Annotated in this window: 9 protein-coding genes; 3 read left to right on the top strand and 6 right to left on the bottom strand. The window is 71.2% G+C overall.

Annotation, left to right across the window (positions count from 1 at the left end; all coding sequences use genetic code 11):
- Positions 1–177: 177 nt before the first annotated feature.
- Complete coding sequence (gene corA, locus AB0D14_RS37855; RefSeq protein WP_362787801.1) at positions 178–1263, top strand: magnesium/cobalt transporter CorA; 1086 nt, start codon at positions 178–180, stop codon at positions 1261–1263.
- 192 nt (positions 1264–1455) lie between these two features.
- Here the strand turns inward: corA and AB0D14_RS37850 are convergent, their stop codons facing one another.
- On the bottom strand, positions 1456–3534 hold the full coding sequence (locus AB0D14_RS37850) for an AAA family ATPase (RefSeq protein ID WP_362787798.1): 2079 nt from the start codon (positions 3532–3534) through the stop codon (positions 1456–1458).
- A 170-nt stretch (positions 3535–3704) separates the two neighbouring features.
- On the opposite strand from AB0D14_RS37850, the gene AB0D14_RS37845 reads away from it, so the two are divergent.
- The gene (locus AB0D14_RS37845) at positions 3705–4610 is read left to right on the top strand and encodes an MEDS domain-containing protein (RefSeq protein ID WP_362787795.1); all 906 of its coding nucleotides are present in this window, start codon (positions 3705–3707) and stop codon (positions 4608–4610) included.
- A gap of 16 nt (positions 4611–4626) precedes the next feature.
- Here the strand turns inward: AB0D14_RS37845 and AB0D14_RS37840 are convergent, their stop codons facing one another.
- Both AB0D14_RS37840 and AB0D14_RS37835 read right to left on the bottom strand, forming a co-directional pair.
- Entirely contained in the window at positions 4627–5793 is a 1167-nt protein-coding gene (locus AB0D14_RS37840) for a serine hydrolase domain-containing protein (RefSeq protein WP_362787793.1), read from the bottom strand.
- A gap of 253 nt (positions 5794–6046) precedes the next feature.
- A complete protein-coding gene (locus AB0D14_RS37835) occupies positions 6047–7015 on the bottom strand; it encodes an acetylxylan esterase (protein WP_362787790.1) in 969 nt (322 codons plus the stop codon).
- Positions 7016–7246: 231 nt separating this feature from the next.
- Here AB0D14_RS37835 and AB0D14_RS37830 point away from each other — a divergent pair, with 231 nt between their 5' ends.
- The gene (locus AB0D14_RS37830) at positions 7247–8989 is read left to right on the top strand and encodes a GAF domain-containing sensor histidine kinase (RefSeq protein ID WP_362787788.1); all 1743 of its coding nucleotides are present in this window, start codon (positions 7247–7249) and stop codon (positions 8987–8989) included.
- A 145-nt stretch (positions 8990–9134) separates the two neighbouring features.
- Here AB0D14_RS37830 and AB0D14_RS37825 read toward each other — a convergent pair whose 3' ends face one another.
- From AB0D14_RS37825 to AB0D14_RS37815, 3 genes are all read right to left on the bottom strand, one after another.
- The gene (locus tag AB0D14_RS37825; protein ID WP_362787785.1) at positions 9135–9845 is read right to left on the bottom strand and encodes a response regulator transcription factor; all 711 of its coding nucleotides are present in this window, start codon (positions 9843–9845) and stop codon (positions 9135–9137) included.
- Between the two features lie 91 nt (positions 9846–9936).
- Positions 9937–10401 carry a cyclic nucleotide-binding domain-containing protein gene (locus tag AB0D14_RS37820; protein ID WP_362787782.1) on the bottom strand — a complete coding sequence of 155 codons (465 nt, stop codon included), beginning with the start codon at positions 10399–10401 and terminating at the stop codon, positions 9937–9939.
- A gap of 320 nt (positions 10402–10721) precedes the next feature.
- Complete coding sequence (locus tag AB0D14_RS37815) at positions 10722–11321, bottom strand: hypothetical protein (RefSeq protein ID WP_362787779.1); 600 nt, start codon at positions 11319–11321, stop codon at positions 10722–10724.
- Positions 11322–11428 lie beyond the last annotated feature (107 nt).

Below are 11428 nucleotides of genomic sequence, written 5' to 3'. Positions count from 1 at the left end.
TAAGTGGTTTGATCTTCCTATCTTGGGGCCCACGGGGGGGGCGCCCACCCGGGCGCCCACCCGTAGGCACGCTCGACCTGACACGAGATCCCCGGGCCGGAGGCCGGGGGCGGCGAGGAGCAGGCGGAGACCGATGGCACACTGGGCCCGGTCACCGAAGGAGCCCGGCAAGTGCCCATGATCCGCACCCTGAACAGAGTGGTTCGCCGTGCCTACCGCCGCACTGTGGACCTCAGCCATCCCGCCCGTTCCCCGCTCGGCAGCGCGGTGGAGAACTGCGTGGTCTACCACAAGGGCGGACGGCAGCCCGGCGACTGGGCGCCGGACGAGGCGATCCGCCGGACCCGCAACGGCGGCCGGGACGGCTTCGTGTGGATCGGTCTGCACGAGCCCACCGAGGACGAGTTCGAAGGCCTCGCCGAGCTGTTCGGCCTGCATCCGCTGGCCGTGGAGGACGCGGTCCACGCACATCAGCGACCGAAGGTGGAGCGATACGGCGACACACTGTTCGCCGTCTTCAAGACCGTCCGGTACGTCGAGCACGAGCAGCTCACCGCGACCAGCGAGGTCGTGGACACCGGCGAGCTGATGGTCTTCGTCGGCCGGGACTTCGTGATCACCATCCGGCACGGCAACCACGGCTCTCTCGGTCCGCTCCGTGAGGCCCTGGAGAAACTCCCCGACCAGTTGGAGAAGGGGCCCTCGGCGGTCCTGCACGCCATCGCGGACCAGGTGGTCGACGGCTATGTCGAGGTCACGGATGCCGTGCAGAACGACATAGAGGCCGTCGAGACCGCGGTCTTCGCCGAGCACACCGCCCGCGGCGACGCCGGTCAGATCTACCAGCTCAAGCGCGAACTCCTCGAACTCAAGCGGGCCGTTGTCCCCCTGCACCGTCCCCTGCAGATCCTCGCCCATGAGCAGTCGGCCGCGGTCTCCCCGGAGATACAGCCGTACTTCCGCGACGTGGCCGACCACCTGGCCCGCGCCACCGAGCAGATCAACGCCTTCGACGGGCTGCTCGACTCGATCCTCCAGGCCCACGTCGCCCAGGTGACGGTCGCCCAGAACGAGGACATGCGCAAGATCACGGCCTGGGCCGCCGTCGTGGCCGTCCCCACCATGATCTGCGGTATGTACGGCATGAACTTCGACCACATGCCGGAACTGCACTGGGAGTACGGCTATTTCGCTGTCCTCGGTGTCATCGCCACCCTCTGCCTCGTCATCCACCGGGGGTTCCGCCGCAACGGCTGGCTCTGAGGTCCGCCCGCCGGAGGGCCGGCTGTGAGCCATGTTCCGAAGCGGGTGTCCTGACGCGGGCGGCGCCCCGACATGGGTGATCCGCTGTCCCGGCTGCTCGGTGGCAGCCGCAGTCGTCCGCGCAGGGAAAGCCCGGCGCGCAGGGGAGACCCGGCCGTGTGACCGTGTGACCGTGGGGCTCGGGTGGGCCGGTCAGAGGTCCGCGTCGTCCAGCAAGCCGTTCAGCGCGAGCCGTATCGCCGCCTCCGGGCTCAGGCTCCGTCCCTCGCGCACCGCTTCGGTGAATCGGGTGTCGCCGAGTTCCGCCCTGAGACGGCGTGCGTACTCCCTGCGGAAGACGGTCGTCTCGATGTCGCTGAGCTGGGGGAGCCCGGCCGAGTACCAGAGGCGGGTGCCCGCGCCCAGAAGACGGGCCGCGCGTTCGGGCTCGCCCCCGACGGCCTCCGCGGCGATCAGGAGGTCGGCGACGGCCGCCGTGCCGAACCGGTCGTGGACGCGCCACTTGGCCGCCAGCGCCTCGCGCGCGGAACGCAGCGCGTCCTCCGGTCGCCCGAGCCCGATCCCGGCGAGGGCGACGAAGAAGTCGCCCCAGGCCCGCATCCACAGCTCCCCACGCTTCGCGCAGTCGACGCGCAGCCGCTCCGCGACCACCGCGCACCGCTCGAACGCGCCCTGACCGGCCAGGAGATACGCCTGCACGGCCAGCGTCAGCAACTGGAAGAACTCCGCCCCGCCCCCGCCCCCGGGCCCCTGGGAACTGCTGCCGTACAGCAGGGCGGACCGCGCCGACTCGCCGCGTACCGCGAGGCTCGCCCCCGTCAACGGCAGCGCGGGGACGGGGAGATGGCGCTCCTGCGCCAACCACACATAGGCCGCGCTCACGGACTCGGCCGCTTCCACATCGTCCGGCGCGACGGTGACCAGGCGATGCGCCCAGGTCGCCAGTGTGTGCCCGGGGGCGTCGTCGTCGGGCACCCGGCGCAGCGCCCGCTCCAGATAGCCTCGCCCCTCGTCGGCGAAGCCGCACGCGAACCAGAAGTACCAGAGGGTGCCGGCGAGTTCGAGCGCCGCCCTGGGGTCCAGTGCCGCCAGGGACTCCTCCAGGGCGACGCGCAGGTTGGCGTGCTCCATGCTCAGCCGCTCGGCCCACATCCGCTGGCCGGGGCCCAGCCACTCGGCCTCTCCCTGGCGGGCGATCCAGCGGAAGTAGTCGAGGTGACGCAGGCGTACGGCGTCCTGTTCGCCGAGGCCGTCCAGCCAGTCGGCGCCGAAGGTACGGATGGTGTCGAGCATGCGGTAGCGCCCGGCCACGCCGTTGTTCTCGCGGATGACGATCGACTTCTCGGTGAGCGAGGCGAGCAGTGCCAGGATCTCCTCGGCGTCCAGCGGACCGCCGTGGCACACGAATTCGGCGGACTCCATGTCCCAGCCGCCCGTGAACACGGACAGGCGGGCCCACAGCAGCCGCTCCAGTGGGGTGCACAGCTCGTGACTCCAGCCGATCGCCGTACGCAGCGTCTGATGCCGGGCGAGCCGCGGCCGGGCGGGGGAGACGAGCAGGTCGAAGCGGGAGTCGAGGCCCTGCAGAAGGAGTTCGAGGGGAAAGCCGCGCAGCCGCACGGCCGCGAGTTCCAGGGCGAGCGGAATTCCGTCGAGCCGGGCGCAGATCGCCGCGACGGCGGCCCGGTTGGCGTCCGTCAGCGTGAACGACGGTACGGCGGCCGCGGCGCGGGCCGTGAAGAGCTCCACCGCGTCGGAGTGTTCGCCGAACGGCAGCGGCATCACCGGCAGGAGATGCTCACCGGGCACGCCCAGCGACTGACGACTTGTGGTCAGGACGCGTAACTCCGGCACCTGCGCCAGAAGTTCCTGTACGACACGGGCACACTCGTCCAGTACGTGCTCACAGGTGTCCAGGACGAGCAGCAGTGGCCCGCCGGCCAGGTGCTCGCAGACTGCCCCCAGGAGTGGGCGGAGTGTCTGCTCGGTCAGCCGTGTCGCCTCGGCCACGGCGTTCGTGAGGAGGTCCGGGTCCTTCAGGTCGGAGAGTTCCACCAGCCACACTCCGCCGGGGAACATCGCCTGCGCGGCGTGGGCGGCCCGCAGTGCCAGCCGGGACTTGCCGACCCCTCCGGGGCCCGTGAGGGTCAGGAGCCGCGATGAGCCCAACAGGGCGGAAATACGGGTGAGTTCGGGCTTGCGGCCGACGAACGTGTTGGGCTCGGCGGGTAGATTTCCCCTGCTGTTGCTGTTGCGTACCGAGGCGCCCATCGCTCCCCCTCACCCAACCGGTGGCCGCCACCCTAACGCCCCCCTGACGCTCGTGTCCGACCTCCGGCAGGGTGACCGTCAGTCGGATCTCATTCGCACGCCGAAGTGGCGACGGGTGTAGCGTTGAGGGGTCCCAGTAGGCCGAGCAGCGACCTTGGGAGGTGCGGGAGATGGAAGCCGTACCTGCGCTCAGAGCGGTCGGAGAGATGCGCACCGGAGACCACCTGCTGCTCGGTTATGACGCGGACGAGGAGCGGGAGACCGTGATCGCGGCGTTTCTTCTCGACGGGCTGGCCAGCGGACACCGGGGGCTGGTGCTGGGCCCGGCCGATCTGCCTGCCGAACTCGCGCTCACCTTCCTTGAGGCCCGCGGCTGTGCCGTCGAGGACGAAGTCGCCGCCGGGCGGCTGACGGTGGACCCGCATCTCTCGACGCCCGAGGGGCTGTGGGACCTCGACGAGGTGATCCGCCGCGAGACGCGCCGCGCGGTCGGAGACGGCTACCTCGGGCTGCGCGTCAGTGTGGAGATCATGCGCGAACAGGCGGGCAAGGGGCTCAAGACGCTGCACGACAGTGAACTCCTCCTGGAACCCGTCTTCGCGTCCCTCCCGGTCCTCGGCATCTGCCAGTACGATCGCCGGGTCTTCGACGACCTCGAACTGGCCCCGCTCGACGTACTGCACCGCGGGCGGGTCGCCGCCGATCTCGTCTGGCACGACGAACTGCTCTCCATCACCCGCACCTTCGCCCCGCCGGGACTGGCGCTCGCCGGTGAGGTCGACGACTCGAACGTGACGGCTCTGGCTCGCGCTCTGCAGGGCGAGACGGCCCGCGTCCGGGCCCGCCCGTTCGGCGGCTCGAGCACCCGGCTCGATCTGCGGGATCTGGCGTTCATCGACGTCGGCGCGCTGCGCCTGCTGGTGTTCACGGCTCTCTCCCTGCACGCGTCCGGCAGCACCCTCGACCTGCACGGCGTCGCCCCGCACATCCGGCGGCTGATGCGGGTCACCGGCTGGGACCGCATCCCCGGTCTGCGGCTCGACGAGGGGAACGTGAAAGAGGGAGCGATTCCGTAGAGCCTGGCCCGGTTGCTCAGAGTGCGCCGTAGAGGGCGTCGACGAGTGCCGTCTTCCGTGGGTCGTTGGCGATGTGCGGGCCCATACGGTTCATGATGTACCCCAGCGCGACACCTGCCTCCGGATCGGCCAGGCCGCAGGACCCGCCGAAGCCGTCGTGCCCGAAAGCCCGCGGGTTGGGGCCGTAGGAGTGGTCGGAACCGCTGAGCCAGACGCCCAGGGCGATCTCCGTATCGCCTCCGAGGCCGGCACCGAGTACCAGATCGCGGCAGGCGCCCTGTCCCTCACGGACCCGCTCGGCGGCCTCCGGGGACAGGACACGGTGCGCTCCGTACGATCCCCGGCCGGCGAAGATCCCGTACAGCGAGGCGACAGCCCGGGCCGTACCGTGCCCGTTGGCGGCCGGGATCTCGGCGGCCCGCCACGCCGCCGTGCAGGCATCGGCCGCGCCCGTCCCGGGATTGGCCAGCGCGGCAAGCGCCACCGGCGGCAACTGGCCGAGGATCGCCGCTTGTTCGCCGGGGCCGGCGGTCCGCGTATGCACCAGCTCGGCCGCGCGCCCGGACTCCTTCTCCGGCAGCCCGATGGTGAAGTCGATGCCGAGTGGCCCGGTCACCTCCCGCCGGAGGAACTCGCCGGGCAGCAACCCCGAGACGCGGCGCACCACTTCACCGACCAGGAAGCCGTACGTCAGCGCGTGATAGCCCGACGTCGTCCCCGGCTCCCACCAGGGCTCCGTCGCCGCGAGCCGCTTCGTGGTGAGCTCCCAGTCGAAAAGCTGCTCCAACGAGTGCGGCTCGCGCAGCCCGGCCAGACCCGCCCGGTGCGACAGCAGATGCCGTACGAGCACCGATTCCTTGCCCGCCGCCGCGAACTCCGGCCAGTACGCGGCCACCGGTGCGTCCAGGTCGAGCAGCCCGCGGTCGGCCAGGATGTGCGCACACAGTGCCGTCGGCCCCTTCGAGGTCGACCACACGTTGACGAGCGTGTCCCGCTCCCACGCGCGTGTGCCGGCCGCGTCCGCCCAGCCGCCCCACAGGTCCACCACCGTCTCGCCGTCCACCGTGACGGTCACGGCCGCGCCCAGCTCCCCGCGGTCCCGGAAGTTCTCCTCGAACGCGGTGCGCACCGCGTCGAAGCGCGTCCCGCAGTGACCCTGGATCTGCGCCTGGACCTGAGACATGGCTCCTCCGTCGTCCGTCGTCCGTCGTCCGTCGGGAGTTCGGGGCATCCCGGCTTCCCGCAACATACCGACTGGTCGGACCCGGCGGAAGCGCTGGAGCGCAGCGGCGCCTCGTCAAGGGCGCGGGGAACTGCGCGACCAGCTACGACGGCCTCGCACGTGCGCGACGGGGCCCGTACGCGCGCGACGGGTTCCGCACGCGCACGACGACCCCACACGATGGCCCGCGCCCTGCTTCGGTGTGGAAGCCGGTCTAGAAGTACGTCGGCAGCCAGGCCAGCTTGGCCGCCTCCTGGTAGGGCCCGCCGCCCTCGTGGTCGTTGAAGTCGTACACCTCGATCACCTTGTCGTCGTGCTCCCACGCGTTGAAGGCCGCGAAGACCGTTGACGGCGGGCACGTCTGATCCTCCAGAGCCGCCGAGAACAGGGCGGGGGCCCGGCCGCGCGCCGCGAAGTGCACCCCGTCGAAGTACGACAGCGTGCGTAGCACCTGCTCGGTACGCCCGCGGTGCGTCTTGAGGTAGTTGCCGATCTCCCGGTACGGATCGCGGTCCGTGAGCCTGGTGGCGCGCGGGTAGTCACAGAGGAACGGCACGTCCGGCGCGACCGCCACGAGATCCGGCACCAGACCGCCCACCGCGATCGAGATGCCGCCTCCCTGGCTGGTGCCGACGACCGCGGTGCGCGAGGCGTCGACGAGCGGATGGGAACGGGCGGCCTCCACAGCCCGCACCCCGTCGGTGAACACCCGGCGGTAGTAGTAGTTCTCGGGGGCGTCGATGCCCCGCGTCATGAACCCGGGATAGGCGGGCACACTGCCCACCGGATCGGGCGTGTCACCTCCACCGCCCCACGCGCCGCCCTGGCCCCGGGTGTCCATCACGAAGTGCGCGAAGCCGGCCGAGGCCCACAGCAGATGGGTGTGTGCGAGACCGCGCCCGCCGCCGTACCCGATGAACTCCACGACCGCGGGCAACGGTGTGTCCGCCCCGGCCGGGAGGGTCAGCCAGCCTCTCACCGGGTGCCCGCCGAATCCGGCGAACGTGACGTCGTGCACGGTGACGCTCCGCAGATGGGCCTCGACCGGCTCGAAACGGGCGTCCAGGCCGTGTTCGCGCGCCTCCTGCAGGGTCTTTCCCCAGAAGGCGTCGAAGTCCTCGGGCTCGACGGACGCGCTGCGATAGTCACGGAGCTGATCGAGAGGGAGGTCGAACAAGGCCATGGAGGACCGCCTTCGCTGCGGATAAAAGGTGCGGACAAGGGTTCGGACGAGGGTGCGGACAAACGTGCGGATGATCACACCGTACGGGGGCGGCCCGAGGGCCGCCAGGCCGTATCCATGGACCGGTACCTCTGTCCGGGGCCCAACTCCGCGCTGCCATAGCCGCGTTCATTCGGTTACCGTGTGAGATCGGGCGCTGACGCCACGTCGGCTCCCGATGTGGAGGGGCGCATGGGCGGGGGCGGAAACGGGAGTGCAGAAGACGGCCGAGGGGCCAGGGAGCAGCTGCCGAAGCTGCGGCTCGACGAACTGCTCGACGAACTCCAGGGCCGCATCGAAGCCGTCCGCGGGACCCGGGACCGGCTCCAGGGACTTCTCGAAGCCGTACTGTCCGTGGGCCGTGAACTGAACCTCGCGCAGGTGCTGCGCCGGATCGTCGAGGCCGCGGTCGTGCTCGTCGACGCGGAGTACGGAGCCGTGGGCGTCATCGGACAGCAGCGGCAGCTCGACCAGTTCGTGCCCGTGGGCGTCAGCGACGAGGAATGGGCGCTGATCGGCGACCTGCCTTCAGGACACGGACTGCTCGGCGAACTCATCCGGCATCCCGAGCCGTTGCGGCTCGCCGAACTCTCCGGCCACCCGGCGTCCATCGGTTTCCCACCTCACCACCCACCCATGCACACCTTCCTCGGCGTGCCGATCAGCGTCCGCGACACGGTGTTCGGCAACCTCTACCTCACCGAGAAGCGTGGCGGCGGGGAGTTCGACCCCGAGGACGAGGCCGTTCTGTCGACGCTGGCCGTGGCGGCCGGCGTGGCCATCGAGAACGCCCGCCTCTACGAACAGGTCAGACTGCGGCAGCGCTGGCTGGAGGCGGGCGCGGAGATCACCAGCGAACTGCTCTCGAACGTGTCCGAGGGACAGGTGCTCAAGGTGATCCTGGAACGTGCCCGGGAGATCACAGCCGCCGACCTGGGCGTCGTCGACCTGGTCGTGGAGGGCACCGACGACCTGCGCGGAGCGCTGGCGCGGGGCATCCAGGCGGATTCCCACCTGGACCTGGTGCTGCCACGGCAGGGCACTTTCGCGGGCGCCGCACTGACGGCGGGCACACTCGTCACCACGACGGACGTACGCAAGGACGCACGGATCACCTACGGGCCCGACCGCTGGGAAGGACTGGGCCCCGCCGTGGCCGTGCCGCTGGGAACGACCGTCGCACTGCGCGGGGTCCTGATGCTGGCCCGTGCCGCGGGCCGCCCGCCCTTCAGCGAGATGGAGGCCACGTCGCTCCTCGGTTTCGCGGGACAGGCCGCGCTTGCCATGGAGCTGGCGGACCGGCGGCGGGACGCCGAGCAGATGAGCCTGCTGGAGGACCGTGACCGCATCGCCCGCGACCTGCACGACCTGGCGATCCAACGGCTGTTCGCGACGGGGATGACCCTGCAGAGCGCGCAGCGTTTCGTACAGCATCCGCAGGCCGCCGAGCGGCTCGGGCGGGCCGTCGACGACCTCGACACCACCATAAAGATCATCCGGTCCACCATCTTCGGTCTGCGCGCCCACGAGACCGTGACCGTAGGTCTGCGCGTCCGTGTCGTGCGCGCCCTGGAGGAGGCTGCGGCAGTCCTGGGCTTCACGCCGTCCCTGCGCATGGAGGGGCTGCTCGACGTCGATGTGGCCGGCGATGTCGCGGAGGACGCCGTGGCCGTCGTGGGCGAGGCGCTCACCAACGTCGCCCGGCACGCGGGGGCCGAGGCGGTGGACGTCGCGCTCGTGGTGCGCGACGGCCACCTCACGCTCACGGTCACCGACAACGGCGCGGGTATGCGGGCCGGCAGTGAGGGCCGGCGCAGCGGTTTGCGCAACCTCGCGGAACGGGCCCGACACCGGGGTGGGGAACTGCTGGTGACGGACGGACAGGACGACAACGGTACGAAGCTGGAGTGGCGGGTGCCGCTGGAAGAACACTGAACGCCCGCCCGGCCCGTCAGGGGCGCGTACCCAGGTTCACCGGCTCCCGCGCCCGCCGGTCCCTGCTAGGGCAGCCCTAGGTGGACCACTGTTCGGCGCGTACTCGCTCTCACCGCTCTCACCGCTCTCACCGCTCTCACCGCTCTCACCGCTCTCCGTGCTCGCCCCGCCGTCGTGGGGGCGGCAGCAGCTGTGTCGCGAGTACCGCTGCCTGAATACGCCGTTCCACGCCCAGCTTGGCCAGCAGCCGGGAGATGCCGTTCTTGACGGTCTTCTCGGAGAGGTAGAGCCGCTGGCCGATCTGCCGGTTGGTGAGCCCCTCGCCGACGAGTACGAGGAACTCGCGCTCGCGCTCCGAGAGACCCGCGGACCGTGCGTCGTGGGAGACCGCGGAATCGTCGACCGGGGCGCGCAGGGTGTTCATGAGCCGGGCGGTGGTCGCCGGATCGAGCATCGACTGCCCCGACCCGACCGTGCGGACCGCCGCGATCAGGTCGGAGCCCTTGATCTGTTTGAGGACGTAGCCGGCCGCCCCTGCCATGATCGAGTCCAGCAGCGCGTCGTCGTCATCGAAGGACGTCAGCATCAGACAGGCCAGTCCGGGCATCCGGGACCGCAGTTCGCGGCAGACGGCGATTCCGTCGCTGTCGGGGAGCCGAACGTCCAGGATCGCCACGTCGGGCCGCAGCGCGGGCCCGCGTGCCAACGCCTGTTCACCGGTGGCCGCCTCCCCGACGACCTCCAGATCGGGTTCGGCGTCCAGGAGATCGTGCAGTCCCCGGCGCACGACCTCATGATCGTCGAGAAGGAAGACCCGGACCGGTGCGCTGCCGGGCACGTGCTGACGTTCGGCCATGACCACGACTCCCTGGACTCTGGGCTGTCCCGACCGAGCGTGGCGTACCGGGGCCGGGCCTCGACAGGGCCGAACGGTCCCTTTCGGCCGCTCAGAGGGGAATGCCGGTGCCGTAGGGGGCGTACAGGTCGAGCAGGCGCGTGCGGGCGGCGTGCAGGCGCCGGGCGAGCACCCTGCCGACCCACTGCCCGACCGCCGTGCCGAGGGCCGGGTCGGACTGGCACATCAGCCGCACGGTCGACGCGTCCAGCTCGTACGCGTCGACCGGCGACAGCGCCTCCGCGCCCAGCTGCCACGCGTAGGGCGGGAACAGCCAGGACCAGCCGATGAGTTCACCGAAGCCGAGTGTGTCGATGACGGGGGAGACACGGCCGGGAACGCGCAGGTCGAGGGCGACGGTTCCGGTCTGCACGATCCAGAAGTGGTCGGCTCGCCCTCCTTCCTCGAAGATGCGCGTGCCCGGCGGGAAGGACACGTCCCGCGCGAGCCGCATGAGTCGGCCCATCTGCTCGGCGGGCAGGGCCTCGGACATCCGGGGGGTGGAGGTAGCGAGCATGTGGGTTTCCTTTCCGGAGTGCCGCAAATGCCAGATCGGGGAACCTCCAGAGTCGAGGGCGCGGCCCTCGCCGGACAGGGGCCAACAGGTCCCCTTCGAGGACTGGTGGGCCCGATGTCCACCGGGGCGACCGGCCCTCCCGACGTCCCGGCCCTCCCGGCGTTCTCGCCGTCCCGTCCTGGCTCACACTCGGCCGTCCCGCCGTCCTGGCTCACACTCGGCCGTCCCGCCGTCCTGGCTCACACTCGGCCGTCCCGCCGTCCCGGCCCGCGCTGGGCCGTCCCGCCCGCCGTCCCGGCCCGCATCGCCGTGCCGGTTCGTCAGGTTCGGTGTCGTGTCCATTCCGGTCCCGTACGGGACCAGTCCTGTTCCCACTCGGCCATGCGGTGGCGCGCGGCCACCCTTCGTATCAGGGCCCGCAGGGCCAGCACGCCGGCCGCGGCCAGCCCCGCGGCGCAGGTGCCCACCGCCAGCGCGTGCTGCAGGACCACCGTGCGGTTCGTCGGGGCGGGGACGATCCTGTCCCGGTCATCGAGCCAGATGTACGTGTGGTCGCCGACCCGGGTTCCGGCGGACACCCGGGTCGCGCCCGTACGCGTCTGCTCGCCCGGCTCGGTCCAGCGGACACTCACCCGCTGGACCGGCCGCCGGTCTCCCTCGGCGCGGGGCGTGGAGGCGGGAGCGCCCTCGACGACCTCGGCACGCACCCTGTGGCGTTCGGCCCGCTGCTCCGCCGCCGTGGCCCGCGCTGCGTCGTACGCCCACCAGCCCGCGGCCAGCCCGGCCAGCGGCGCGCCGACGCACAGCACGACGGTGAGGACCAAGGCGGTCCATGCCTCCACCACGTCCGAACGGCGGCGCAGCGGATTGTGCCGCTGCCGCCGCCCGATCATCCGCGTCCGCATCTCCCGCGTCCGCATGTCCCGCCTCCCGACGTTCGCGACCGTTGCGCAGCACCCGCGACCGCTCCGCGTGACCCCGGGCCACCGCCGTCGACCGTCTCGGTCGTCCGCTTCGCGTCACGTTC

It is taken from the genome of Streptomyces sp. NPDC048484 (assembly GCF_040651415.1).
Lineage (GTDB): Bacteria > Actinomycetota > Actinomycetes > Streptomycetales > Streptomycetaceae > Streptomyces.
The sequence above is the reverse complement of the archived record's forward strand: the minus strand, read 5'-3'. Positions and strand labels throughout refer to the sequence as shown.